This window comes from Neisseria canis, from assembly GCF_900636765.1.
Taxonomy (GTDB): domain Bacteria; phylum Pseudomonadota; class Gammaproteobacteria; order Burkholderiales; family Neisseriaceae; genus Neisseria; species Neisseria canis.
The window spans coordinates 105,604-129,843 of the sequence record NZ_LR134313.1 but is presented as its reverse complement, the minus strand read 5'-3'; the positions used below and the strand labels follow the sequence as shown (position 1 = coordinate 129,843).

The following is a 24,240-nucleotide window of genomic DNA, read 5'->3' as shown; positions in this document are numbered from 1 at the left end:
ATCGTTTATTTTAATTTAAATGAATCAAGGTGTTGCTGTGTAAGTTTAGAGCGTGCCGTATGTATCTGACGACACGCTCTTTACGGTTTGCCGGTGTGAAATTTCATCTGCTGCCTTATAAATTGCAGTTCGGTATGAAATCCCACCGTTGTGTAACCGGCCGGCAGTTAATTATGAACCAAGGTGCCTTCGTCTTCGCCGAGGATAACGCGTTTGAGGGCGCCTTCTTTGCTGATACCGAATACCACGATGTTCAGTTTGCGTTCGCGGCACAGGGCGAATGCGGTGGCATCCATTACTTTCAGGTTTTTAATCAGTGCTTCGTCAAATGTAAGGGTTTGGTAGCGTACGGCGGAAGGGTCTTTTTTCGGGTCAGCATTGTAAACGCCGTCGACGTTGGTGGCTTTCATCATGATATCGCAGTTCATTTCCGCGCCGCGCAGGGCAGCCGCCGTGTCGGTGGTGAAGAACGGGTTGCCGGTACCTGCGGCGAAAATAACCACTTTACCTTCTTCCAAATATTGGATGGCTTTCGGGCGGGCGTAGGTTTCGGTGATTTGCTGCATGGAGAGTGCGGATTGTACGCGGGCTTTTACGCCTAGTGATTCGAAAGCGTCTTTCAATGCCAAAGCGTTCATCACGGTTGCCATCATGCCCATGTAGTCTGCTGTGGCACGATCCATGCTGCCTGCTTGGGCGGATACGCCGCGGAAAATATTGCCGCCGCCGACAACCACACCGACTTGCACGCCCATGTCGGTGATTTCTTTGATTTGGCTGACGATTTGCATGATGGTGTCGCGGTTGATGCCGAAGGGGTCGTTGCCCATCAGGGCCTCGCCGGAAAGTTTCAGCAGTACGCGTTTGTATTTGGTTGCTTGGGTCATGGGGGTACTCTCTTATGCTTTTGGAATTCAAACGGCGATATTATACGCTTTTCGAGCCGTAAAGGCTGCGTTTTTTTGGTGGTTTGGCGCAGGATTTTTGCTTGTTGTTTTCCTTTTTGCCGGGCTTGATTTTGCGGCGGCGCGCGAGGGGTTTACAATAGGCGGTTTTAATAAACGATAAACAGGATACAGGATAATGATGATGCAAAAGCTGGTGGCCGGCGTGGACGAAGCGGGCAGGGGGCCTTTGGTCGGCAGCGTTTTTGCGGCGGCGGTAATATTGCCTGAGGATTGCCGCTTGGCGGGCTTGACCGACTCGAAAAAACTGACTGAAAAAAAGCGTGATGAGCTGGCTTTGCTGATTAAGGCGCAGGCGGTGGCTTGGTGTGTGGCTTCGGCGGGTGTGCAGGAAATTGCCTGTCTGAATATTCTTCATGCCACTATGCTGGCGATGAAACGTGCGGTGCAGGGTTTGGATGTGCCGCCGGATTATGTGTTGATTGACGGCAACCGGATTCCGCAGGATTTGGGTTTTGAGGCGGAGGCGGTGGTGAAGGGCGACAGCAAAATCATGCAGATTTCGGCAGCCTCGGTACTTGCCAAAACGGCGCGCGATGCGGAGATGTATGCTCTGGCGGAACGCTATCCGCAATATGGGTTTGAGCGCCACAAAGGCTACGGCACGGCCGAGCATTTGGCTGCTTTGCGTCAATACGGGGCGTTGCCGGAGCACCGTAGCGGCTTTGCGCCGGTTAAAGCTTTGTTGGCGCAGGGGAAGCTGTTTGAATGATATTGTTTTATGTAAGTAGGTTGGCTATGAAGACTTAAATGCCTGTCTGAAAAATTTTTTCAGACAGGCATTTTTTATCGGCTAGCCGAATCGTTGCTTACCATACACGGTCAAAAACCTGCTCGATTTTGCCGGCGATTTCCGAACCTAAATGGCGGCTGAGCAGCAGGTTGAAATCTTCATCAGGCGTGTAGTCCACCAGCTCGGGCGCTTTGATCACATCGCGGGATACGCTGTACACGCTGCCGAAATCGTCAATCAAGCCAACGGTTTTCGCTTCGGCGCCGGTATAGACGCGTGCGCTGAAAATTTCAGAAAAATCTTTTTCTTTCAAACGTGAACCTCTGCCGGACTTCACGGCTGAAATAAACTGCTTGTGGATTTCCTGCAGCATTTTTTCCAAAATGGCTTTTTGTTCGGGCGTTTCCGGTGAGAACGGGTCGCCGAAGCCTTTGTTGCTGCCGGCTGTGTAGAGGCGGCGCTTGATGCCCAGTTTGTCCATCAGGCCGGTAAAGTCGAAGCTGCCGCTGATCACGCCTATGCTGCCCACTATGCTGGCCGGGTCGGCATAAATTTTGTCGGCTGCGGCGGCGATGTAGTAGCAGCCGGACGCGCACACATCTTCGGCTACAACGTAAACCGGAATGTTTTTGTGTTCGGCTTTAAGGCGGCGGATTTCGTTAAACGCCGAATTGGAAACCACAGGCGATCCGCCGGGGCTGTTGGCGCGGATGATGATGCCTTTTACCTTCGGATTGGCATAAGCGGCTTCCATGCCGTCGCGCAGCATGGCCACTTGGTCGCTGTAAGGGCCGCCGATGATGCCTTCGAGGTTGATCACGGCGGTGTGTTCGCTGCGCATACTGCTTTTGTGTTCGCTTTTCGGATTGCACGAACTCATGATGGCGGCAATAAAAGATACAAGGAGCAAAGCCCATACGCAACGCCAAAAGTTGCGCCAATTGCGGGCGCTGCGTTGTTCTTTATAGGCTTCAAGCAATACGGCGCGCAGGGTGTTGCGCTCCCAGTTTTCTTGCGGATTGTCGCCAATCGGCGGGGTTTGGTCGTTGTCTCGGCTGATTTTGTATGACATAAATACTGATTATCCAATAAGTTGAGTGGTGTTATTGTAGGGACTTTATGCCTGTCTGAAAAGTTTCGCTGCAACTTTTACGGTTTGGCCGCCTTATTTCAGGGTGTCGAGAAAGCCGGGTAATTCAGACAGGCATTTCAGTATGGCTAGATGGGGTGCGCTTTGAAGCTGGTCAATCGTGTGGGCACCGGTGGCCACGCCGACGGCGCGGGCTTTGGCGTTGGCAGCCATGTCCAAATCGTAAACGGTGTCGCCCACTACCAAGGCTTCTGCGGGCGTGAGGCCTAATTCGTCGCAGATTTCCCAAACCATGTCGGGCGCAGGTTTGGGCGGGCATTCGCTGGCGCAGCGGGTGGCCAGCCAGTAACCGGCGGTGCCGGTTTGGGCGATTGCCTGATTGAGGCCGGTGCGGCCCTTGCCTGTGGCCACGGCCAGCCAGTAGCCTTGTGTTTTCAATGTGTTCAGACAGGCAACGGCATCGCTGAAGAGCTTCATGTTTTGATTGTTGGGATTGAGGTAGCTGCGGGTGTAAACATAGGCGATGTGTTCGATCCGCTCTGCAGGCAGGTCGGGCGCCAGCGTGTGGATGATGCCGGCAAGGCTTTTGCCGATCAGCGGGCGGACGGCTGCTTCCGCCGGTATGTCGAGACCGCATTCGGCAAAGGCGTGCTGCATGGTTAGGATGATGGGGAAGGTGGTGTCGGCGAGGGTGCCGTCCCAGTCGAAAATAATCAGTTTTGGAGGCATGGCGGTTGTAAGGTTGTGGTAGGGAACGGGCAGGGGCGGCGGATTGGCTGCGCTGTGCCTGCGGGGGGATGTCAGATGGTTTTTCGGCGGTATTATATACTTTTTGTTTTCAACCGGTTGGGCGGCGGATGGAAATGCCTGTCTGAAAGGTTTCAGACAGGCATTGGTGTTGCCTATAATTTTAAGCAGGCAAATGGTTCTGATATTTAAAGGGAAGATGGGAATGTTGTTGCTGGTGTTGGCCATGTTGATCAGTATGCCGCTGTTGATTGTGCTGGGAACGGTTGTGTTGACAAAATGGGACAGGAGCGTTCAGGCGGCGGATGCAACCTATACCGAAAACCGTTTGTCTTTAAGGCGCAGATTGATTTATGTTGCGGTCGCTGCTGCGGCGATGCTTTATGCTTATCGGGGGTATGCCGGAAAAGGGATTTGGGTGCCCGGTAAATTCGGCGGCGTTGTGCGGTTTGCCGGTTTGGCCGAGCAGATTTTGTTTGCGGCGATATTGTGTTTCGGATTCAGATTGCTGCTCGAGGTGGCGGTTTGCTATTTGCCGCGCAGGTGTTACCGCTTGGTTGGGCGGTTTATGCGCTGGATGGAATATGCGGTATTGGCTTTGTTGGTAGCGGCGTTTTTGGCTAGGTTGTTGTATTTGGTCTGGCGATAAAGCCCGTCGGCCGTGGTTTGGATTCCTAAAAATGCCTGTCTGAAAAGTTTTTCAGACAGGCATTGTTTTATAGGGAGCGGTTTAACAACCCTCAGTTTCAGCCTTGCTCAGCAGCATCAGGAATTGCTGAAGCTCCTTCGGCAATTCCGCCTTAAGCAGCAGTTTCTCTCCGCTCAGCGGGTGGTTGAGGTGCAGCTCCGCGGCGTGCAGAAACATTCTTTTCAAGCCCAGCTTCTGCAGGCGTTTGTTGGCCTGATAGTCGCCGTAGCGCTCGTCTCCGGCGATGGGGCAGTGTTGCGACTGCATATGCACACGGATTTGATGGGTGCGGCCGGTTTTTAAAGTGGCTTCCGCCAAAGTCAGTTCAGACAGGCCTATCCGGTGCAGCGTTGCGCCTGAAAAATGGTTGAGCACGCGCAAGATGGTGTGGGCGGATTGGCCGTCTTCGCTCACGCGCACCATCTTTTCGCCCTGCGCGCCGGTATATTTGAACAGCGGTAGCTTGACATGGCATTTATTGTTCGGCAGCCTGCCTACACCCAGCGCGAGATAAACTTTTTTCGGATGGTCGTTGCGGATGGCTTCGTGCAGCCTGACCAGCGCGCTGCGCTTTTTGGCAATCATCAGCAAGCCGCTGGTGTCTTTGTCGAGGCGGTGCACCAGTTCCAGATATTTGGCTTCGGGGCGGGCGCGACGGATTTGTTCGATTACGCCGAAGCTCACCCCGCTGCCGCCGTGAACCGCCACGCCGCAAGGCTTGTTCACCACCAGCATGGCATCGTCTTCATAAACAATGTCAAACTCGCGCGCCGGCACGGTTTGCGCAGGCCGGGCCTGCTTTTCAGCCGTGCGCACCGGGGGAATGCGCAGAATATCGCCTGTTTCGATACGGTCGGAAGGCTTGCAGCGCTTCTTGTTCAAACGTACTTCGCCGGCGCGGATAATGCGCAAAACATGGCTCTTGGGCACGCCTTTCAAAACTTTAAACAGAAAGTTATCAAGGCGTTGCCCCGCATCATTTTCAGAAATATTCAAATGGTTGACTAAGTCTTTGCTAATTACAGGCATTTTCTAATATAATCCGCAAGCCTGCTTTTAAAACAGGCAGGTTAATTGATTGATACCAAACCTGTATCCGCTACTGCAACGGCCAAGCCGAAAGCCTCGGGAGTAATCAGAGCACAAGCGCGCCGAATGATAAAAATCCAGTTTGATTCAGGGTTTGGTAGGCTATTTTATATTAAAAACGCACTCTACAAAGCATTTCTTCCGGCTTGCCGCCAAGCCCGACAGCCGGACACAGTAATTAAGTTTGACTTAAAATTTGAGCATGGCAGCCGCTACAGCCGTAAGACGTTAAACACAACGCCGCTTCGGGCGGAAGACCGCTCAAATAATAATTTAAGAAGTTGATGGCTCTATTCGGAGTGTCGTTGGCGGCTGGATTTATCCCGCAACGGCACCGTAAACATACCGGGTTCCGCCCGGCAGGCTCACACGCAGCCTATCGTTCTTTATTTTCCTTCTTTAATTAACATCCGCACATGCCGCCGCCGTTTGAACAAACCATACAAACCACCGGCCTTCATATTTTTCAGACAGGCATGAACACTTGCGGAAGCAAAGTCCAAATACTGGTTACGCGCTTCGTAATAGTGCCTTATTGGGTTTTAAAAAATATTTAAAACCAAGAGGTTATAATAAAATGAAACGCATGTTGTTCAATGCCACGCAAGCCGAAGAGCTGCGCGTGGCGATTGTGGATGGCCAAACCCTGCTGGATTTGGACATCGAAACGCTGGGTAAAGAGCAGCGTAAAGGCAATATCTATAAGGGTGTGATTACCCGCATCGAACCGTCGTTGGAGGCATGTTTCGTTGACTACGGCACCGACCGCCACGGCTTTCTCCCGTTCAAAGAAGTTTCCCGTTCCTATTTTCAAGACTACGAAGGCGGTCGTGCGCGCATTCAGGATGTGCTCAAAGAAGGCATGCAGGTTATCGTGCAGGTGGAAAAAGACGAGCGCGGCAATAAAGGCGCGGCCTTAACCACTTTCATCAGCCTGGCCGGACGCTATCTGGTTTTGATGCCGAACAATCCGCGCGGCGGCGGCGTGTCGCGCCGCATCGAAGGCGACGAGCGCCAAGAGTTGAAAGCGGCAATGGCGGAATTGGACGTGCCGCGCGGCATGAGCCTGATCGCCCGCACGGCAGGTATCGGCAGAAGCGTTGAAGAATTGCAATGGGATTTCAATTATTTGCTGCAATTGTGGCAGGCGATTGAAGAAGCGGGCAAAGCGCATCAAGAGCCGTATCTTTTGTTTATGGAAAGCTCGCTGCTGATACGCGCCATCCGCGACTATTTCCGACCCGACATCGGCGAAATTCTGGTGGATAATCAGGAAGTGCATGATCAGGTTTCGGAATTCATGAGCTATGTGATGCCGAGCAATGTCGGGCGGTTGAAGCTTTACCAAGACCACACGCCCCTGTTTTCCCGTTTCCAAATCGAGCATCAGATTGAAAGCGCGTTTTCACGCAGCGTGAGCCTGCCCGGCGGCGGCGCGATTGTTATCGACCACACCGAAGCACTGGTTTCGATTGATGTGAACTCCGCCCGCGCTACACGCGGCGCCGATATTGAAGACACGGCTTTCAAAACCAATATGGAAGCGGCCGAAGAAGTGGCGCGCCAGATGCGTTTGCGCGATTTGGGCGGCTTGGTGGTAATCGATTTTATCGATATGGAAAACCCCAAGCACCAACGCGATGTGGAAAACGTGTTGCGCGATGCTTTGAAGAAAGACCGCGCCCGTGTTCAGATGGGCAAACTTTCCCGTTTCGGCCTGCTGGAGCTTTCCCGCCAGCGCTTGAAACCCGCTTTGGGCGAAAGCAGTCATATTGCCTGCCCGCGCTGCGCGGGTACGGGCGTTATCCGCGGCATCGAATCGACTGCGCTGCATGTGTTGCGCATCATTCAGGAAGAGGCGATGAAAGACAACACCGGCGAAGTGCATGCACAAGTTCCGGTGGATGTGGCAACCTTCCTACTGAATGAGAAGCGTGCCGAATTGTTTGGCATGGAAGAGCGTTTGGATGTTTCGGTGGTGCTGATACCCAATATTCATTTGGAGAATCCGCATTATGAAGTAACCCGTGTGCGGGTTGACGATGTGGACGAAGATGCGGCGCCGAGCTATAAACGCGTGGCAGAGCCGGAAAAAGAAGACACCGTGCCCTTTGCGGCCAATAAAGCAACCAAAGCCGCGCGCCCGGAACCTGCGGTAAAAGGCGTGCGCCACGATCAGCCTGCGCCGGTGGTTGAAGAGAAAAAAGATTCCTGGTGGGATAACTTTAAATCTTGGTTTAAAGGCCTGTTCGGCGGCGGCAAGAAAGAAGAAGCCAAGCCCGAGCCGCAGCGTAAAGGCAACAGCCGCCGCAATATGAAAAACAGCCGGCATAGCGGGCGCCGCGGCGGCAACCGCCGTAATGCCGCCCGTCATGCCGATGCAGATGCCGAGAGCGGCGATAAAAACCGTGAGGAAACAAGCGCGCAAGAGCAAGCGAAGCAGCCGCAAAACCGCCGTCAAAGCAACCGCAAGGAAGAGCGTAATCAGGAGCGCCGCGACAACCGTAAAGAGCGCAACGAACCGCGTGATTCGGTAACGGACGAAACTGTGAAAGCCGTTCAGAACGAACAGCAAGACAACCGCCGCCGCAATAACCGCAAAGGGCGCAATCATGAGGATGCGGTTCCGGCGGTACAGGTGCCGGCGCAAACCGAAGCGGTTGATGCAGTTAAGAAGGCTGCTATGGCGGATGATGCAGCGGTTGGGAACGTTGCGGCAGAAAAAACCGCCAAAGCAGGCAAAGGCAACAAGGCGGAGCAAACAGCCAAGGCCGAAAATGCCGACAAACAGCGCCGCAATAACCGCGAGCGTAACGAACGCAACCGCTCGAATGACCGCCGAGGCGGACGCGGTGAGAAAAAACGCAACATTCCTTCAGCCGAGAAAATCGAGCGCAATCTGATGATTGCGGCTGTCGGCGACCGGGTGCGCGATGCCGTGGCCCATGTGTTTGGTGAAAACAAAGCGGCGCCGGTGGTGGTTTCGGTAACGGGTTTTGAGGAAGAGGTTTCCAATGCCCCGCTGGTTATTACGATTCCCGAACCTGTGGTAGATGTGCCTGCTTCCGTGTCTGTTTTGTTTGCGCTTGAAGAGGACGAAGATGCTGCTATCATTGCTCAAAGCAGTGCAAAAGTGAAAGAAGCCGTGCGCCTGATTCTGGGAGAGGTGGAAGTGGCGGCGGGAGAAACCGCACCGCAAGCTGAACAACCCGAACCCAAGCAGGATACGCCTGCGAAACCGAAGCGGAAAGCGGCTGCACCGAAGAGCAAAAAGCCCGAATTGGACTTAGGCGGTTTGGTGTTGGTGCAAACCGATAATTCTGCTCTGGCCGCCGCTGCGCAAGCCGAACAGCCCGAGCTGCCGAAAGGCCGCCGCCGCTCCGATGTTCCGCGCCCTGCCGCGCAGGATTCGGAAGCCGGCGAACCTTTACAGCAAGTGGAAACCACTTCGTCATAACCGCGGTTCGATATGGAATGCCTGTCTGAAATTTTTCAGACAGGCATTTGTTTGATATGAAAAATACTGCTTCCCTATGTGATTGGCTGGCTGCTTTACGCATCCGAACTTTGCCTTTGGCGGCAGCCTCTGTTTTATGCGGCGCTTTGCTGGCGAAATTGGATCAACGGCATGATGGTTCGGTTACATTGCTGTGTTGCCTGACTGCGGTTGCTTTGCAGGCGTTCAGTAATCTGGCCAACGATTATGGCGACGCCTGCCACGGTGTGGATAAGGCGGATAAACAGCCGCCGCGGATGGTGGCTTCGGGGCGGATTACCCAACAGGCGATGCGTCGAGCATTGCTGTTTGCGGCCGGGATGTGTTGCGTCAGCGGCATGGCGCTGCTGGCGCAGGCGCTGCCTGCGATTGGGCGGCATGGCTTTGGCATGTGGCTGCTGTGGCTGGGCTTGGGCGCTGCGGCAGTTGCCGCGGCATTCGGTTACACCGCGGGCAGTAAGCCTTACGGTTATGCAGGGTGGGGCGATTTGGCGGTGCTGGTGTTTTTCGGCTGGCTGGGCGTGCTCGGTAGCGAATATCTGCAAACAGGCGCGCTGCAAGGCTGGTCCTTACTGCCGGCAACGGCATTGGGCTTATGGTGCAGCATGGTGCTGAATCTGAACAATATGCGCGATATGGATGATGATTTGGCTGCGGGAAAAATGACGGTTGCTGCGCGTTTGGGGCCGGCGGGTGCCAAGCGTTACCATGCTGTGATGTGCGGCACCGCTTTTGTTTTGTGGCTGGTGTGGTTGGCGCATGTGTTCGACGGTACGGCCTATGCCTGTCTGAATATCATGCTTGCGCTGCTTTCGGGCATTCATCTTTATCAAGTGTTTCAGACAGGCATTAAGGCTTTGGACAGGCTTTTGCCGAAGTGGAGCATTTCGGTGCTGGTGTGGGTGGCCTGTTTGTGGCTGGCAGCGGCGGATTGAGTGCGGAAAAAACAGCTTGTTTTGATGTAATGTTATGTAATAACAATGGTTTACAGATAAAAACAGGTCGTGTATGATGGTTAATACTTCCACCTCAATCAGAAAAGGAGTTTGCCATGAGCGACTGTAAAATCCATCAAAGCCATGATCATGTGCACGGAAAAGATTGCAGACACACCGCCATCAAACATGGCGATCATGTTGATTATCTGCACGACGGCCACCTGCATCACGAGCACAACGGCCATTATGACGAGCATGTTTTAGAAGTGAACGAAACCAATCCCGACGGTTGCCGACCGGTGCACGATTGCGCAGGCCATGTTCACGGCGAAGGTTGCGGCCACGAAGCGGTGCCGCACGGCGATCATATCGACTATATCGTAAACGGCCGCCTGCACCATCAACACGGCGATCATTGCGATGACCACGGCCCGGTTGAGATTGTGAAATAAGCCGTTATCGGTGGCTTAATACAAATGCCTGTCTGAAAAGGTTTCAGACAGGCATTTTAATTTTATTTGGTGTGCTGCTAAGGATTCGGAAGGCTTACAAGCCCGCCTCGGCTTTCAAAGCGGCTGCTTTGTCGGTGCGCTCCCAAGTGAATTCCGGTTCTTCGCGGCCGAAGTGGCCGTAGGCGGCGGTTTTGCTGTAAATCGGGCGCAACAGGTCGAGCATCTGCACGATGCCTTTGGGGCGCAAATCAAAATGTTTGCGTACCAAAGTGATAAGGGCTTCTTCGTCTAATTTGCCTGTGCCGAACGTGTCGATGGAAATCGAAGTGGGTTCGGCAATGCCGATGGCGTAGGAAACTTGGATCTGGCATTGGGTTGCCAAACCTGCGGCAACGATGTTTTTTGCGACATAGCGGCAGGCATAGGCAGCGGAGCGGTCGACTTTGGTCGGGTCTTTGCCTGAAAAAGCGCCGCCGCCGTGCGGTGCTGCGCCGCCGTAGCTGTCGACAATGATTTTACGGCCGGTCAAGCCGCAATCGCCTTGCGGGCCGCCGATTACGAAGCGGCCGGTCGGGTTGATCAGGTATTTGGTTTCGGGCGTGAGCATTTCTGCGGGCAATACGGGTTTGATGATGTGTTCCATTACGGCTTCGCATAAGGCGTCATGCCCGATTTCCGGCTCGTGTTGTGTGGAAAGCACCACGGTGTCGATGCGTTTCACCTTGCCGGTTTCGGCATCGTAAACGCAGGTGATTTGGGCTTTTGCATCGGGGCGCAGCCACGGCAGGCGGCCGTCGCGGCGTACTTCGCTTTGGCGCTGCATCAGGCGGTGGCTGTAATAAATGGCAAAAGGCATCAGGGTCGGGGTTTCGTCGCAGGCGTAGCCGAACATCAAACCCTGGTCGCCGGCACCTTGTTCCAAATCCAAACCTTCGCCTTCGTTCACGCCTTGTGCGATGTCGGGCGATTGCTGGTCGTAACACATCATTACGGCGCAGCCGTTGGCGTCGAAGCCCAGCTCGGAAGAGTTGTAGCCGATGCGCCGGATGGTTTCGCGGGCAACTTTGATGTAGTCAACCTGCGCGGTGGTGGTAACTTCGCCTGCCAACACGCATAAGCCTGTGTTGACAAGGGTTTCCGCTGCCACGCGGGCGGTAGGGTCTTGCGCCAGAATGGCATCGAGAATGGCATCGGAAATTTGGTCGGCAACTTTGTCGGGATGGCCTTCGGAAACGGATTCGGAAGTGAATAGATATTCGCTCATTGGGAAATTCTTTCTGCAAAAGGGCAAACAGATTTTCCGTTTGCCGATAGAAACCAAACGGCGCAAATTATAGCAGAGAACGGGGCGGAAAGGCGCTTTTATCCGGCGGCAAAACAAACAATTTGCGCGTTAAACCGGATTGTTTCGTGCCGCTTGATTACTGAGCTTGGTATTAATTTTGGGTAAACTGAAAATATGCCTGTCTGAAAAGTGTTTTCAGACAGGCATATTTATTGGTTTGGCGCTTGCGGGGCGCCTGCGGGATGTTTGTAGCGGTTGTAGGCAAACAGGTATTGGGTGGGGAAGCGGCGCACCCAGTATTCGACGTTGTTATTGATGATTTGGGCGTCGTGGGCTTTGTCGCCGTTGAGTCCGCCTTGCAACGGCTCGATGTGCAGCACGAAGCCTTGACCGTCCGGCAGCCTTTCGCCGCAGAAAAACAGGGTTTTTACGCCTTTTACTTGGGCGAGTTTGCCGGCCAGCGTCATGGTGTAGGCGTCGCGCCCGAAAAACTTGGCCCATACGCCGTCGCCTTCTTCGGGTGCGGGTACATGGTCGGGCAAAACGATGGTTGCTTCGCCTGCGCGCAGGGCTTTGATGATTTGCTTGACGCCTTGCATATTGGTAGGCGCGGTTTTGCCTTTGCCGCGCACGCGGCCTGCCTGCATCACGGCATCGAATGCTTTGATTTTCGGCGGTTTGTACATGGCGGTTAGTGGAAAAGGCAGCTGCTGGCTGATGTAGCGGCCGGCCAAATCGTAGCTGCCGATATGCGGAGTGATAAACAGCAGCCCTTCGCCTGCGTTTAATGCGGATTCAACGTGTTCCCAGCCGTGTACCGCTTTAAACAAAGTTTCAATGCGTTCCGGCGGCCTGAAAAAGGCTACGGGCAGCTCCAAGCCGCCTTTGGCGGTTTCCTGAAACACGGCTTTTACCGTTGCATTGTCCGCATTCAGGCCGGCGGCTTGCAGGTTGGCCTTAATGCGCTGTTTGTCGGATGAGTCGAAATAAAATGCCAGATTGCCCAATAGCGCGCCCAAGCGGTGCAGCCAGGAAAGCGGTAAGGCGGCCAAACAGCGGAACAGGAAAAATAAGAGGCTCTGCATAATGTGGATTCATGAAATGGAAAACGGATTGTAATGGAAAACGGCGGATGCGCCCATCAGGCATGTGGATTTGGTGTGGTGGAAATGCCGATGCCTGTCTGAAACCGGGGTGTTGCCAAACCCGGTTTTACGGGCGGCAATCTTTAAGCGTTTGACCCTGATAGCTGCCGTTTGTCTAATTATGGTGAACATGTATATTTAATGAAAATAGAATAAAGCCATATCTTGAAAATAATTAGGTTCGATAAGTATATTGCCCTTCAATTTGTAATGAACTAATGAGGCATGAAAAGCGTCTTTAATATGACTGCAAAAAATGATGATTGATGAGCAGTCTGTTTAAGGTAATAACATATAAGAGAAAATGTAATATGAGAGAAAATCAAACTATTTTGGCCGCGGGCAACCAAGCGGCCAATGCTGCGGTAAGCCGGTTTACCGATGGAGACGAAGCCGTTCAAGCAACCAGCAACAAGCTTGTGGGTTATGTGTTGGGCAATACGGGTAATGCGGACGAGCCGGCTAAGGTAGAAAGCTATTCCATTAACGGGATGACCTACAAAGCGGGAGAGACTGCCGCGATTTTCGGCATCGGTACGTTCAAGCTGAATGCAAACGGTATGTATGATTTCTCGGTGGAAGGCCAGCGCGTTGATGCGGTAAAAATGCCCGTGGTGCGTTACACCGTGAAAAGCGGCGGTCAAACCGACCAGTCCGAATTAACCATTACGCTGGACAAACAGGTAAAAGCCGAGGTTTATCCCGAGGCCAATGTGAAAGCCAATGTGTCGGTGGATTTGAACACCACAGGCGTATTGAACGACGGAGAATCCAGCGGCAATGTGCTGCATAATTACGAAGGTTCCGACAAGCCTTATATCGCAGGCTTCCGTGTGGGCAACGCCTATTATGCCAGCGGGCAGACCGTGGAAGTGGACAACTTCGGCGAAGTGACGGTTAACCGCGACGGCTCCTACACCATCAAAGCCGACGATTTGAAAGAAGGCGCCAAAATACCGGTAATCGCGTTTACCGTGAGCAACGGTTATGCTGCTTCTTCTTCCAACTTAGTATTGCGCGAGCCATCCGACAAAGAAAGCATCTTAATCGACAAAGATGAGCTTTATGCGGATATCCGCGGTAATGTGCTGGACAACGCCAGCAGCACGCTGGGCGGCAAGCCTTTCGGAAGCTTGGGTGTAACCAGCTTCAAAGAAAGCGGTATGGGTCACAAGCCGGGCGACAAAATCCAGTTTGACGGCGGCACTTTGCAGCTGAAAGCCAACGGCGATTACGAATTTGTTTCCAACGGTGCATACACCGTTTACGAAACGCCGGAAGTTACCTACACCGTAAGTAACGGCCAGCAAACCGACAAATCCACCTTGAGGGTGAGTTATGACTGGGGTCATTTCGAGGGCGATTTCGGTATTTTTGTAGAAGACAAGGGCAAAATTTTGGCGGGAGACAACCGTGTGAGCGGCTCGGCCAAACTGGTCGGCGGTATAGATGATTCCGATCTGCTGCTGGGCGATGCGTTTAACGGTGCGGCAGGCAACGACACCATCATTGCCGGCACGCGCGCCTCATCAAGCTCATCAGACATTTTGGTCGGCGACCGTTTGAATATCGACCATCTGAGCTGGCAGTCTGACGGCACCACCGTAAAAGGCAGCAGCTACGACAACGCCGTGGCCGGTATCCGCGATTATCTGAAAGCCAACGGCATTTCCAGCAGCGATGAGGAAGTGATCCGCTTTGTGCGCGAAAACTACAAAGATTTGGTCGATACCAACCCGCAGGGCGGAGACGACAAACTGGTGGGCAGCCACAACAACGACATCTTAATCGGCGGAGCGGGCAACGACACGCTTACCGGCAACGCAGGTAAAGACGTGTTTGTGTTCTCGGCCAACAGCAACAGCGGCAAAGATGTGATTACCGATTTCACCCGCGGCTACGACAAAATCGTGTTTACCGATTTGAACGACGCTTCCAAACTGAACTGGAACGCTTCTACCGGTGTATTGAGCTTTACCGGCGTGAAAGACGGCCACACCTATCAAAACAGCATTACCGTTCAAAACGCTTCGGCTGATTTGGAGCTGGAAGAATTGGTGGCGAACGCCGGGATTGTGTAATAACGCGGTAACCGCTTAGCCGGTTCAAACCATAAAGAATGCCTGTCTGAAAACAAGCGGCGCGGGTTTCTGCGAAGCTGAAAGTTTTCAGACAGGCATTTTAGTCTTGGCCGGCCGGATTAAGGCTGACCCTGTAAGGCAGGATCAGCTTCCTGTTTCGGCGCTTCGGTCTGGTTGTTCAATGATTTTTTAGCTTTCTGCTTTTTGGCGTTTTTCTTTTTGGCCTTGGCAGATTTGGCCTTTTTCTCTTTTTTCACTTCCTTGTCAACCGCGGCGCTGGTTTCCGCATCGGCAGGCGGAGCAGGCGGAACAGGTGCGGTTTGGTTAACAGGGGCGGCTACCGGCGTTGACGGCAGGGAAGTCGGTTGGTCAGGTGTCGGCAGATTGGGAGTGTCCGGCGCAGCCAGCAGGCTGCCTGAAACCAATAATGACGATGCCAATACAACTAATTTTTTCATATTCGATCTCTCTCTGTTTTTAAAAATATATAGATATAAGCTGCGGGTTGCAGCGGTTCCCATGCTAGCGGCTTTGGCGTAAACAGGCGTTAAAAGCGGGATAATTTGAACATTTTTGGGTAATTTTCAACAAATACGGCCGATTGCAGGCGGATGGCCGTGCATTCCTTAAATAGCGGGCGTTTCAGGCAGATTGAGTGGCTATGCAGAGTCAATAAATTTTGCGGCAGGTAAAATTGGTTTAGATTCTTGAACTTTTGACGGTTGGGCTTGGCGGAACAGAGGGTTTCAGACAGGCATCCATTGTGCAGGATTTATATAGCAAATAAACTTTATAGTCAATCCACTTAATTTTTAATACAAGGCAGCAAGCCGCAGACAGTACAGGTAGTACGGCAAGGCGCAGCAACGCCGTAGTAAAAGTTAAGTGGATTGACTATATTTCTGTCACGGCATTGCTGCGCCTTAGTTCAAAGAGAACGGTTTTGTAAGCTGCCGAAGCAGCAACAAAATCAGTTCCGTACTATATGGCTCCTTAGATTCGAATTTCAAGTGCAACACTCAGGCAGTAGAGGTTGGAACAGATTCAAGAATAAAACACTTGGCGTTTCATAGCCAAGTGTTTTTCTTGGCCTATGGTTCAGTTCATCTTGAACCCTGCGTATCTCCCGATGGCTGATGTTGCGGAAATCGGTTTGTTTGGGGAAATATTGGCGGATGAGTCCGTTGGTATTTTCATTCAGCCCTTTCTCCCAAGAATGGTAGGGGCGGCAAAAATAGGTTTCTGCCTCCAATGCCCGGGCTATTCGGATGTGTCGGTAGAATTCTTTGCCGTTATCCATGGTGATGGTGTGTACCCTGTTTTTATGCGCCTTCAATACCCTGATGACTGCGCGGGCGGTGTCTTTGGCTTTGAAGTTCTTCAACTTGCAGATGATGGTGTAGCGGGTAACCCGCTCGACCAAGGTCAGTAATGCGCTTTTCTGATCTTTGCCGACGATGGTATCGGCTTCCCAATCGCCGATGCGGGATTTTTGGTCGACGATGGCGGGTCGGTTTTCTATGCCGATGCGGTCGGGTACTTTGCCTCTGCTCCATGTACTGCCGTAGCGTTTACGGTAGGATTTGCCGGCTATTCTGAGATGCTGCCGCAAAGTGCCGCCGTTGCTTTTGTCTTGACGCAGATAGCGGTAAACGGTGCTGTGGTGGAGTGTGATTTGGTGGTGCTTGTACAGATAGGCGCACACTTGTTCGGGACTGAGTTTGAGTCGGATGAGGGTGTCGATGTGTTGAATCAGCCGGGAATGGAGCTTATAGGGTTTTCGCTTACGCTGTTTGGTAAGCCGGCTTTGCTGTTGGGCTTTTTCGGCGTTGTATGGCTTTTTCTGTGTACTGTGCCGTCTGATTTCGCGGCTGATGGTGCTTTTGTGGCGGTTAAGCAGTTTGGCGATTTCGGTAACGGTGTGGTGGCGGGACAGGTATTGGATGCGGTATCGTTCGTCTTGGGTCAGTTGTGTGTAGCTCATGGCAATCTTTCTTGCAGGAAAGGCCGTATGCTACCGCATACCGGCCTTTTTCTGTTATGGAAAGTTGCACTTCAAATCCGAATCCGCCAGGGAGTTCCAACCAAACAATGCCTGTCTGAAAAAGTTTTCAGACAGGCATTTTGGTTGGCAAAGCAATCGGGGGCTTAACCTGTGTTGCGTAATCCTTGTGCCACACCGTTGATGGTAAGGTGGACGAGTTTGAGGATTTCCTGATTTTCCGGCGAGCGGCGCAGTTCTTTTAGCAGCAGCACTTGCAGGCTGTTGAGTGCGTTTAGGTAAGGAATGCGCAAGGCGAGGGAGCGGGCGAGGCTGCGGTTTTCGCTGAGCAGCCCGTCGGTTTGCAGGATCTTGAGCAGGGCTTCGCGGCTGGCTTGGTATTCTTGTTTGATCATGTCGAATAAGGCGCGGGTGGCTTCGGGGCGGTTGCTCAAGGTGGTGTAGTTTTCTGCGATGGTCAGGTCGGTTTTGGCCATCACTTGCTCCATGTTGGAAAGCATGGCGCGGAAAAAGGCGTTGTTGCGGGCGTGTTCCTGCAAGGCCTCGAGCTTGCCGGCTTCTCGGCAAAGTGTGGCGACGGCGGTGCCGAAACCGTACCAGGCGGGGAGCATCAGGCGGTTTTGCGTCCAGGAGAATACCCAGGGAATGGCGCGCAAATCTTGAATGCGCGCCAGTGTTTTGCGGCTGGCGGGGCGGCTGCCGAGATTCAGGGTGGCGATTTCCTGAATCGGGCTGGTTTGCAGGAAATAGTCGATAAAATCGGGGTGGGTGATGAGGGCGCGGTAGTGGTTGAACGCGTGTTCTGAAAGTGCCTGCATCAGTTGCGGGTCGGGTTCTCCGCCTGCATAGGGCAGCAGGCTGGCTTCCAGCGTGGCGCTGACCAGGGTTTCGAGGTTGCGGCAGGCGTTGGCCGGGTCGGCGTATTTGGCGGTGATGACTTCGCCTTGCTCGGTGATGCGGATGCGGCCGGCCACGCTGCCGGCAGGTTGGGCGAGAATGGCTTGGTAAGAGGGGCCGCCGCCGCGCCCGACGCTGCCGCCGCGCCCGTGGAACAGGCGTAAGCGCACGTTGCGGCGGCGGAAGAGTTCGACCAATTCCTGCTCGGCCTGATAGAGGCACCATGAGCTGGTGACATAGCCGCCGTCTTTATTGCTGTCGGAATAGCCGAGCATGATTTCTTGGATATGGCCGCGGCTTTTGAGCAGGGCTTGGTACCACGGCAGGGAAAACAGGGTGTCCATCACGCGGGTGGCGTTTTGCAGGGCTTCGATGGTTTCAAACAGCGGCACGATGTTGATGCGGCTTTCAGGCAGGCCTTCTTTGATGGAGAGTAGGCCGCTTTCTTTCAGAATCAGGGCGAGAGCGAGCAGGTCGCTGGGCTGCCCGCAGTTGGAAATGATGCTTTGGCAGATGGCCTGCTCGCCGAATTCGTTTTTCACGCGGCGGGCTTCGTGGAAAATATCCAACTCGTGCTGCGTGTGTTCGCTGTAAGTAACATAGGGGTTGTAAAGCGGGCGCTGGGTGTGCAGCTCGCGCAGCAAAACGGTTTGTTTTTCGGCTTCGCCCAGCGATTGGTAGGCTTCCAAACCGGCGTGGCGGAACAGTTCGGCCACTACTTCGCCGTGTTTGGCGGCATGTTGGCGCAAATCGAGCGGCATTAAATGGAAGCGGAACACGGAAGCGGCGCGTATCAAATCGGCAATACGTGCTTCAGCCAGCAGGCGGCTGCCGTTGTCGAACAGGGATTGCTGCAAAGTGCGCAAATCGCTGATAAATGCTTCTGCGTCAGGATAAGGTTCGCCCAAGCCCCAGCGGCAGCCGAGCGTGAGGCCGAGAGCATGGCCGGTGGCGACGATGCGCGAGGAAATCAGCGCAATGGCGCGGCGGTAAGGCTCTTCAAAATGGGCGATTTCGTTGTCGGGCGATTGTTCGGAGAGCGACAACACGGCGTTGCTGACCTGCACGCGGCGGGTGGATAAAGGCAGGTCGGCGAAGAGTTCGCCAAGCTGTTTGCGGTAGTAGTGGAACACGGCGTCGGCGTGCTGCTTGAAGGCGTGGCGCAGGGTTTTGGCGGAAACAAACGGGTTGCCGTCGCGGTCGCCGCCTATCCAGCCGCCGATGTGCAGTAAATCGGGCAGCTTGATTTCGGGAAAGCCTGTCTGAAAAGTTTGCTGCATGCTGCGGTAGAGCTGCGGCACGGCCTGAAAGAAGCTGAGCGGGAAAATGGATACGCCGTTATTGATTTCGTTTTCTACGGTGATTTTGTAATGGCGGGTTTCGCTGGTTTGCCACAAAGCCAACAACACGGTTTCGATTTCGCGCTGGAGGCTGTTTAATTCGTCTTGGCCGATACATTGTTCGCGCAAGGGTAAGAGTGCGCGTATGCGGCGGTGGAAATTCAAGGTGGCCTGCCGCTGCACTTCCGTCGGGTGGGCGGTTAACACGGCGGCTACGGTGGTTTGTTCAAGTTGGTTTTGCAGGGTTGCCGAATCAATGCCGGCATTTTTGAGCTTTTCGATCAACCCGGATACGCTGCCTTCGGCATGCCGGTTGCTGCCTTGTTCGTGGGCGCGGCGGCGGCGCTGGTGGTGCACGTCTTCGGCGATATTGAGCATTTGGGAAAACAGGCTGCACGCGATAATCAGGTTTTGGGTTTGCTTGGCGTTGAGATTGGGCAGCGCGGCGGCGATGATGCGGGTGCTGTCTTGGCTTTCGGCAAGCTGTTTGACCACGGAAATTACGGCTTCGCTGGTTTCGTTTTCCAGCATGCGGATAAGGGCTTGGCCTAAAAATGCGGCGTCTTCGGCCAGCGGGGCGTCTTTCGGGTTGTTGATTTGATGAAATTGCATGATGTGTCTTTTGCCTTATTAATGATGTGAAGCTTGAAGGCAGGCGGTATGCCTGTCTGAAAAAGGGAATAGGGAAGTATTGTTAGCAATGTAGCGGGATGTAGTCAAATGAAGTGTGAAGAATGCCTGTCTGAAAAGGTTTTCAGACAGGCATTTAGGGAGAAGCCCAATAAACGGGATTTACTTTAATAGAGTGTTTGATGGATCTGGATTTGGCGTTCGGGTTCGGTAAGTACGCCGGCACTTTGTAGCAGCTGTAAATAAGACTGTACATAAGCGTATTTTGCTTCTGCGAGTTTTTGTTCGGCTTCTGCCTTGTTTTGTTGGGCCTGTATTTCTTCTAAGTTGTTTCGTACGCCGACTTGGCGGCCTAATTTGGTCGAATCCAGTTTAGCTTGGTTGGTTACCAGCAGCCGCTCTTGAGCCATCATCAAAATTTTATTGCTGCTGGTGGATCGGTAAGCTTGTTTTATTGCCAGTTTGATTTTACGCTCTGTTGCGGTTAATAGATCCTGATTCTGCATTTCTTGCGCCGCAGCCTGCCGGATTAGGCTGGAGGTTTCTCCTCCGGTGTAGAGGGGCATGTTGACATCAACCGAGATGGTGCCGCCTTTGCTGCGATACTTATATTCACCGCCGTAAGCTTCGTTTTCTACCGTATTCATATTGTTTTGGTAGCCTCCGTTGAGCGTGACCGTAGGCCAATGTTTTCCTTTGGCTGCTTTAAGCCCTTCTTTGGAACTTGCCAAGGCTAATTTTTGTTGAAGCCATTCAGGGTTATGACTCTCTGCCAGCGACTGCCAGTCTTGTTCTTTGGTATAGCCGAGCAAATTTGTGTTATTGGGAGAAATTTTAATGGTTCTAATGAGTTTGGGATTTAAACCGGTCATATCGGCCAGAGTATTTTCAGCAATTTCCAATTGTGTAAGTGTTTCAATTTCTTTTGACAATGCCGCATCATAACCGGATTTAGCTTCGTGGGTATCAATAATCGTGGCAGCACCTTGCTTGAACATTTCTTTTGCTTGTTTCATTTGCTGCTCATACGCAGATTTTTCTTTGCGTATGGCAGAAAGCTTGTCTTTTTGAAGTAAAACATCGAAATATGCTTTTGAAACATTAAGCAGCAGCTCTCCTTCTTTACTGTCTAATTTGGCATTGGCCGATTCTTCTGCAAGTTTCCCCTGCTTATATTGAGCATAGCGGCTTTTATCAAACAAAACTTGGCTGGCTTGAATATTCCAGCCTTGAGAGCGGGTTTCTGAAGAACTGGATGAAGGATGCCTTTGATAAGAAGCGTTTGCTGTAATTTTGGGCAGTAAGGCCGATCGGGCTATCCGTTTTTGTTCTGCTTCAGCATCGCGTTCATGTTTTGAAGCTGAATAATCCGCCGAATAGTCAACTGCTGCTTTCCATGCTTCTGCAAGAGAGAAAGCATAACTGTTTGATGATGAGAAGAAAATAATGGGAAATACAGCTGCTAAGAATTTGAGTCGAGACATGATTCTTTAGAGGATTATTGGTATTAAAAAGAGTTTGAATGGTATTTTTTTTAATAGTTCCATAATTTAAGGTGTTGTTTCAGTAATGGTTTGTGGTTAGGAAGAAGATAGATAAATGACCGTTTTATTTTAAATGTTCTTTATATTATTCAGAAAATGGATAAATTCCAGTTGCGGTATGACTCGTGTTTGCTTTTTATGATTGTGGTTATTCGGAATTATAGAGTTTCACTAGTGTTGGCTATTTTTTCTAAACAGCATTTTATGACAAACAAATAAATTTACATAAAAATGCAAAACTTAATGAAACAAAATTGAGGCAGCGGGCTCTGATTATGACAAGGTCTTAAATTTAAGATCTTGATATTTATTTACATTGAATTTTAACCTATGGAGTATTAAGTAATGAAAGAATTGAATCAATATGAATTGGAAAATGTAGCAGGTGGTGTAATTCCAGCATTGATCGGTGCGTATGCAGCACTTGCAGCTACTGGCTTTGGTTCGGGGATCACAGTAGGTCTTGCTTCTTTAAAAGATTAATGCGCAGAATAAATATTGCAGAACTTTAGTTATATATTTTTTAGTTAATAAATTTGTTTATTGTAATTAGGATTTTATTTATGAATAATATGGTTGAATTAAAATCGCATGAGTTGGAATATGTTAATGGTGGTGCGCTGCCTGCTTTGGTTGTTTGGGGTCTTAGGATTGTAGGGGGTGTTGTTGTAACTGGTGTTGCAGCTTATGGTGGATATAAGTTTGCAAGATATTTCGGTCAAAAACACTAGTTTTTACTTTATTAAATTTTAGTTAATAAATTTGTTTATTGTAATAGGAGTTTGTTTGTGAGTAATATGGTTGAATTAAAATCGCATGAGTTGGAATATGTTAATGGTGGTGCGCTGCCTGCTTTTTTGGTGGCTCCTGCCGTGATTAAAGGATTGAAAATTGTTGCAGGTGTTGTCGGAGGCGCTGCTATAACCGCTGGTACAGCTTATGGTGGATATAAGTTTGCAAGGTATTTTGGTCAAAAACACTAACTTTATTAGATTAGGCTTGCACGCGTTCAGTGTTATGCAAGCCTAACTGCCACAACTTAAAATTCTCAAATTAAAATAAGGTTTATTGACAAATGGAAAGAGTAAAAATGAATCTAATTATATTTGCTTTAGCAATTTTAGGATCCGTAGGATTTTTGAGTGGAGTTTTTGTTGGTTTGAATAGTCTTAAGTAAATTTTATTCAAGAATTTACTAAGTCAATGATCATTAATAAAAATTAAAAATTTAGAAAAATCAAATCCTTGAAAATTAATATAATTGAGTGTTGTCTTATTAGATAACTAGGCTAAATTGTCGCTTACTAATTGTTTCAAAACGGATAATTGAAACTTTATTTTACTGTGATTAAAACGCAGTTCATATCCTTTCGAGTATAGCTCAAAATGGGCTTTAGGAATGTCATTGAACTTACGCATAATGACCGTTTTGCCTGATTCCAAAAGTTCTCAATATCATGCGGTTTTGCTGTTGATCAAAATGTGTACTGTAATTGATGCAAAAATGATTGAATTCGCTGATATCAATACATCATAACTTTTGTAACAATCTGTATAAACAAAGCTGTTGGGTTTTTTAGCTGGTATTGTTCTGGGATTAAGTAGCCTTAAATAATTTCAAGATTTATTAACTTAAGGATATTTATTATGAATAACATGGTTGAATTAAAGTTGCATGAATTAGAAAATGTTAGTGGTGGATTCCGGTTTCCGGTTCCCCCTCCACCGAGTCCTGCCCTTCGCGCTAAGCTTCTTGCTTGGCAATGGGCGCAGTGGCTCAGACAATTCAGATAAGTAGTGATGTGGCTCATTGGGGTTAGTAATTGTATAGGAAAGAGCAACTAAATGTAGTTGTTGGGTTCGTCTGTATCTCAACAAACCGTTATATATGGTAAGAAATTCGAGTAAATTTAGCTCTAATGCTACACTTAAAGCTGCAGGATTTTTGGTAGTATAAATAATGCCTGTCTGAAAACTCTCTCAGACAGGCATTTCTATAATCATTGATCATCCTTGCTTTCATATTTTGTGTTTGAGCCAACTATCCTTCTAGTGTTAAAACTATAAAAAAGCAAGAATAAATATACATTTTGTATTGTTTCTGTTAGAACTTTTTGTTGGCTTGTTAATAAATTTTTGTATTGTAAATGTAAACGTAAAATTTCCGAAAATAAAAAAATGACAATTGAATTATTTTTTAAGTGGCGATAGTATGTAAGAGGGTTTAATGCCTGGTTAACTTATTATTTTTCGATATTCCTAAATTTTATAAGGAGTGAACTTTTATGAAAGAGCTTGATAAAAACCAATTGCAACAAGTTTCTGGTGGCGCTAACTGGAAGGTATTTCGCGATCTGATTAAAGAAAGTTTTAATACTTTGGGTGATGCTTTTTCGGAAGCAGGTAAAAATATCCGTGATGACTGGCGCGAAATTCGTGATGATTGGCGCGAAATTCGAGAAATTCTGAAAGATTAAGAAATTTAATTAATAAATTTAATCATAAGGAGATAATGTAATGAAAGCTTTGACCAGTAATGAGCTAAAAAATGTAGCCGGAGGTGGTTTTTGGGATGATTGGTTTGATAGATGGAAGCCTATACCGATACCCCGCCCGATTGATCCTTGGGTGCCTTGTTATCCTTGTCCTCCAGGAGATAAGTGCCCCGATGTAGTTTGTCCGAATCCTTACTGATTCTGTTCATTTTTTATGGAGCTGTGAGAAATGAGCGTTTTAGAATTACAAGAATTTGAGATTGTATCGGGTGGCCGCAGATTTATTGACCCGCCTCCATTTTTTGATAAAGATGGTGTTTGGTGGGATGGTTCTAGAATTTCCGAGCTATTCAAATTTATTTAACCAAGGAGATAGTTTGATGAAAACTTTGACGGCCGGAGAGTTAAGAAATGCAGTGGGTGGTGTGATGATTATTATGGATGATGATTTAAACATTATTTTTCCTAGTATACCTAGTACTGAGCCACGCGATTCACCTTTTAATATCTATACTACTATTGTCGATATTGTTCGCTTGATGCCTTATTAACTTGGCAGTGCTAAGTTTGAATCATTAAGTTATCTATTGGTTATTTTTAAAACAGGGGGTTCGCTTAATAGC

Annotated in this window: 24 protein-coding genes and 1 pseudogene; 13 read left to right on the top strand and 12 right to left on the bottom strand. The window is 50.3% G+C overall.

The annotated features are described in order from the left end of the window. Positions 1-167: 167 nt before the first annotated feature. Entirely contained in the window at positions 168-887 is a 720-nt protein-coding gene (gene pyrH, locus EL143_RS00620; protein WP_085416376.1) for a UMP kinase, read from the bottom strand. Positions 888-1,086: 199 nt separating this feature from the next. Between pyrH and rnhB the strand changes: the two genes are divergently transcribed. Beyond that, positions 1,087-1,677, top strand: coding sequence for a ribonuclease HII (gene rnhB, locus EL143_RS00615; protein ID WP_085416413.1), 591 nt, complete (start codon positions 1,087-1,089; stop codon positions 1,675-1,677). 97 nt (positions 1,678-1,774) lie between these two features. Here rnhB and EL143_RS00610 read toward each other — a convergent pair whose 3' ends face one another. Both EL143_RS00610 and EL143_RS00605 read right to left on the bottom strand, forming a co-directional pair. Further along, entirely contained in the window at positions 1,775-2,770 is a 996-nt protein-coding gene (locus tag EL143_RS00610) for a S49 family peptidase (protein ID WP_085416374.1), read from the bottom strand. A 93-nt stretch (positions 2,771-2,863) separates the two neighbouring features. Continuing rightward, positions 2,864-3,517, bottom strand: coding sequence for an HAD-IA family hydrolase (locus EL143_RS00605; protein ID WP_085416412.1), 654 nt, complete (start codon positions 3,515-3,517; stop codon positions 2,864-2,866). Between the two features lie 223 nt (positions 3,518-3,740). Here EL143_RS00605 and EL143_RS00600 point away from each other — a divergent pair, with 223 nt between their 5' ends. Continuing rightward, entirely contained in the window at positions 3,741-4,184 is a 444-nt protein-coding gene (locus tag EL143_RS00600; RefSeq protein WP_126326472.1) for a hypothetical protein, read from the top strand. Positions 4,185-4,265: 81 nt separating this feature from the next. Here the strand turns inward: EL143_RS00600 and EL143_RS00595 are convergent, their stop codons facing one another. Continuing rightward, complete coding sequence (locus EL143_RS00595) at positions 4,266-5,252, bottom strand: RluA family pseudouridine synthase (protein WP_085416372.1); 987 nt, start codon at positions 5,250-5,252, stop codon at positions 4,266-4,268. Positions 5,253-5,297: 45 nt separating this feature from the next. Between EL143_RS00595 and EL143_RS00590 the strand changes: the two genes are divergently transcribed. The 4 genes from EL143_RS00590 to EL143_RS00575 all read left to right on the top strand — a co-directional run bounded on the left by EL143_RS00590 (position 5,298) and on the right by EL143_RS00575 (position 10,198). Beyond that, the gene (locus tag EL143_RS00590; protein WP_085416371.1) at positions 5,298-5,597 is read left to right on the top strand and encodes a hypothetical protein; all 300 of its coding nucleotides are present in this window, start codon (positions 5,298-5,300) and stop codon (positions 5,595-5,597) included. A gap of 292 nt (positions 5,598-5,889) precedes the next feature. Continuing rightward, positions 5,890-8,769 carry an Rne/Rng family ribonuclease gene (locus tag EL143_RS00585; protein ID WP_197719605.1) on the top strand — a complete coding sequence of 960 codons (2,880 nt, stop codon included), beginning with the start codon at positions 5,890-5,892 and terminating at the stop codon, positions 8,767-8,769. A gap of 56 nt (positions 8,770-8,825) precedes the next feature. Next, positions 8,826-9,743 carry a 1,4-dihydroxy-2-naphthoate octaprenyltransferase gene (menA, locus tag EL143_RS00580; RefSeq protein ID WP_085416370.1) on the top strand — a complete coding sequence of 306 codons (918 nt, stop codon included), beginning with the start codon at positions 8,826-8,828 and terminating at the stop codon, positions 9,741-9,743. Positions 9,744-9,859: 116 nt separating this feature from the next. Next, a complete protein-coding gene (locus EL143_RS00575; RefSeq protein WP_085416369.1) occupies positions 9,860-10,198 on the top strand; it encodes a hypothetical protein in 339 nt (112 codons plus the stop codon). Between the two features lie 94 nt (positions 10,199-10,292). Here the strand turns inward: EL143_RS00575 and metK are convergent, their stop codons facing one another. From metK to EL143_RS00560, 3 genes are all read right to left on the bottom strand, one after another. Then, entirely contained in the window at positions 10,293-11,462 is a 1,170-nt protein-coding gene (metK, locus tag EL143_RS00570; RefSeq protein ID WP_085416368.1) for a methionine adenosyltransferase, read from the bottom strand. Between the two features lie 230 nt (positions 11,463-11,692). Further along, positions 11,693-12,568: a lysophospholipid acyltransferase family protein gene (locus EL143_RS00565; RefSeq protein ID WP_085416367.1), complete on the bottom strand. Its 876-nt coding sequence runs from the start codon at positions 12,566-12,568 to the stop codon at positions 11,693-11,695. 9 nt (positions 12,569-12,577) lie between these two features. After that, positions 12,578-12,760 (bottom strand): hypothetical protein, encoded by a 183-nt coding sequence (locus tag EL143_RS00560; protein WP_126326470.1) that lies wholly within the window; start codon positions 12,758-12,760, stop codon positions 12,578-12,580. 179 nt (positions 12,761-12,939) lie between these two features. Between EL143_RS00560 and EL143_RS00555 the strand changes: the two genes are divergently transcribed. Next, positions 12,940-14,709: a M10 family metallopeptidase C-terminal domain-containing protein gene (locus tag EL143_RS00555; RefSeq protein WP_158087827.1), complete on the top strand. Its 1,770-nt coding sequence runs from the start codon at positions 12,940-12,942 to the stop codon at positions 14,707-14,709. A gap of 119 nt (positions 14,710-14,828) precedes the next feature. Here the strand turns inward: EL143_RS00555 and EL143_RS00550 are convergent, their stop codons facing one another. The 4 genes from EL143_RS00550 to EL143_RS00530 form a co-directional block, all read right to left on the bottom strand. Further along, positions 14,829-15,167: a hypothetical protein gene (locus EL143_RS00550; RefSeq protein WP_126326468.1), complete on the bottom strand. Its 339-nt coding sequence runs from the start codon at positions 15,165-15,167 to the stop codon at positions 14,829-14,831. A 548-nt stretch (positions 15,168-15,715) separates the two neighbouring features. Next, positions 15,716-16,693 carry an IS30 family transposase gene (locus EL143_RS00540; RefSeq protein ID WP_085416364.1) on the bottom strand — a complete coding sequence of 326 codons (978 nt, stop codon included), beginning with the start codon at positions 16,691-16,693 and terminating at the stop codon, positions 15,716-15,718. Positions 16,694-16,857: 164 nt separating this feature from the next. Then, positions 16,858-19,560 carry a phosphoenolpyruvate carboxylase gene (ppc, locus tag EL143_RS00535; RefSeq protein WP_085416363.1) on the bottom strand — a complete coding sequence of 901 codons (2,703 nt, stop codon included), beginning with the start codon at positions 19,558-19,560 and terminating at the stop codon, positions 16,858-16,860. Between the two features lie 185 nt (positions 19,561-19,745). Next, the gene (locus EL143_RS00530; RefSeq protein WP_085416362.1) at positions 19,746-21,062 is read right to left on the bottom strand and encodes a TolC family outer membrane protein; all 1,317 of its coding nucleotides are present in this window, start codon (positions 21,060-21,062) and stop codon (positions 19,746-19,748) included. 405 nt (positions 21,063-21,467) lie between these two features. Between EL143_RS00530 and EL143_RS00525 the strand changes: the two genes are divergently transcribed. The 3 genes from EL143_RS00525 (at position 21,468) to EL143_RS00515 (ending at position 22,105) form a co-directional block, all read left to right on the top strand. Then, complete coding sequence (locus tag EL143_RS00525) at positions 21,468-21,605, top strand: class IIb bacteriocin, lactobin A/cerein 7B family (protein ID WP_085416361.1); 138 nt, start codon at positions 21,468-21,470, stop codon at positions 21,603-21,605. Positions 21,606-21,685: 80 nt separating this feature from the next. Next, complete coding sequence (locus tag EL143_RS00520; protein ID WP_085416360.1) at positions 21,686-21,853, top strand: class IIb bacteriocin, lactobin A/cerein 7B family; 168 nt, start codon at positions 21,686-21,688, stop codon at positions 21,851-21,853. Positions 21,854-21,910: 57 nt separating this feature from the next. Next, positions 21,911-22,105: a class IIb bacteriocin, lactobin A/cerein 7B family gene (locus tag EL143_RS00515; protein WP_126326464.1), complete on the top strand. Its 195-nt coding sequence runs from the start codon at positions 21,911-21,913 to the stop codon at positions 22,103-22,105. A gap of 301 nt (positions 22,106-22,406) precedes the next feature. Here the strand turns inward: EL143_RS00515 and EL143_RS00510 are convergent. Beyond that, positions 22,407-22,697: pseudogene (locus tag EL143_RS00510) on the bottom strand (transposase); the annotation flags it as partial. Between the two features lie 710 nt (positions 22,698-23,407). Here EL143_RS00510 and EL143_RS00505 point away from each other — a divergent pair. The 3 genes from EL143_RS00505 (at position 23,408) to EL143_RS12190 (ending at position 24,168) form a co-directional block, all read left to right on the top strand. After that, the gene (locus EL143_RS00505; RefSeq protein WP_085416358.1) at positions 23,408-23,599 is read left to right on the top strand and encodes a bacteriocin; all 192 of its coding nucleotides are present in this window, start codon (positions 23,408-23,410) and stop codon (positions 23,597-23,599) included. Between the two features lie 247 nt (positions 23,600-23,846). Further along, positions 23,847-23,981 carry a hypothetical protein gene (locus EL143_RS12810; RefSeq protein ID WP_269471230.1) on the top strand — a complete coding sequence of 45 codons (135 nt, stop codon included), beginning with the start codon at positions 23,847-23,849 and terminating at the stop codon, positions 23,979-23,981. A 13-nt stretch (positions 23,982-23,994) separates the two neighbouring features. Continuing rightward, complete coding sequence (locus EL143_RS12190; protein ID WP_158087826.1) at positions 23,995-24,168, top strand: hypothetical protein; 174 nt, start codon at positions 23,995-23,997, stop codon at positions 24,166-24,168. Positions 24,169-24,240: the final 72 nt, after the last annotated feature.

Bases quoted from the DNA above. Each gene is read 5' to 3' on its own strand.
- EL143_RS00560 (WP_126326470.1), bottom strand. From the start codon at position 12,760: ATGTTCACCATAATTAGACAAACGGCAGCTATCAGGGTCAAACGCTTA.
- EL143_RS00505 (WP_085416358.1), top strand. From the start codon at position 23,408: ATGAAAGAGCTTGATAAAAACCAATTGCAACAAGTTTCTGGTGGCGCT.
- menA (WP_085416370.1), top strand. From the start codon at position 8,826: ATGAAAAATACTGCTTCCCTATGTGATTGGCTGGCTGCTTTACGCATC.
- rnhB (WP_085416413.1), top strand. From the start codon at position 1,087: ATGATGCAAAAGCTGGTGGCCGGCGTGGACGAAGCGGGCAGGGGGCCT.
- EL143_RS00540 (WP_085416364.1), bottom strand. From the start codon at position 16,693: ATGAGCTACACACAACTGACCCAAGACGAACGATACCGCATCCAATAC.
- ppc (WP_085416363.1), bottom strand. From the start codon at position 19,560: ATGCAATTTCATCAAATCAACAACCCGAAAGACGCCCCGCTGGCCGAA.
- metK (WP_085416368.1), bottom strand. From the start codon at position 11,462: ATGAGCGAATATCTATTCACTTCCGAATCCGTTTCCGAAGGCCATCCC.
- EL143_RS00520 (WP_085416360.1), top strand. From the start codon at position 21,686: ATGAATAATATGGTTGAATTAAAATCGCATGAGTTGGAATATGTTAAT.
- EL143_RS00595 (WP_085416372.1), bottom strand. From the start codon at position 5,252: ATGCCTGTAATTAGCAAAGACTTAGTCAACCATTTGAATATTTCTGAA.
- EL143_RS12810 (WP_269471230.1), top strand. From the start codon at position 23,847: ATGAGCGTTTTAGAATTACAAGAATTTGAGATTGTATCGGGTGGCCGC.
- EL143_RS00525 (WP_085416361.1), top strand. From the start codon at position 21,468: ATGAAAGAATTGAATCAATATGAATTGGAAAATGTAGCAGGTGGTGTA.
- EL143_RS00605 (WP_085416412.1), bottom strand. From the start codon at position 3,517: ATGCCTCCAAAACTGATTATTTTCGACTGGGACGGCACCCTCGCCGAC.
- EL143_RS00550 (WP_126326468.1), bottom strand. From the start codon at position 15,167: ATGAAAAAATTAGTTGTATTGGCATCGTCATTATTGGTTTCAGGCAGC.
- EL143_RS00585 (WP_197719605.1), top strand. From the start codon at position 5,890: ATGAAACGCATGTTGTTCAATGCCACGCAAGCCGAAGAGCTGCGCGTG.
- pyrH (WP_085416376.1), bottom strand. From the start codon at position 887: ATGACCCAAGCAACCAAATACAAACGCGTACTGCTGAAACTTTCCGGC.
- EL143_RS00555 (WP_158087827.1), top strand. From the start codon at position 12,940: ATGAGAGAAAATCAAACTATTTTGGCCGCGGGCAACCAAGCGGCCAAT.
- EL143_RS00565 (WP_085416367.1), bottom strand. From the start codon at position 12,568: ATGCAGAGCCTCTTATTTTTCCTGTTCCGCTGTTTGGCCGCCTTACCG.
- EL143_RS00530 (WP_085416362.1), bottom strand. From the start codon at position 21,062: ATGTCTCGACTCAAATTCTTAGCAGCTGTATTTCCCATTATTTTCTTC.
- EL143_RS00600 (WP_126326472.1), top strand. From the start codon at position 3,741: ATGTTGTTGCTGGTGTTGGCCATGTTGATCAGTATGCCGCTGTTGATT.
- EL143_RS00610 (WP_085416374.1), bottom strand. From the start codon at position 2,770: ATGTCATACAAAATCAGCCGAGACAACGACCAAACCCCGCCGATTGGC.
- EL143_RS00575 (WP_085416369.1), top strand. From the start codon at position 9,860: ATGAGCGACTGTAAAATCCATCAAAGCCATGATCATGTGCACGGAAAA.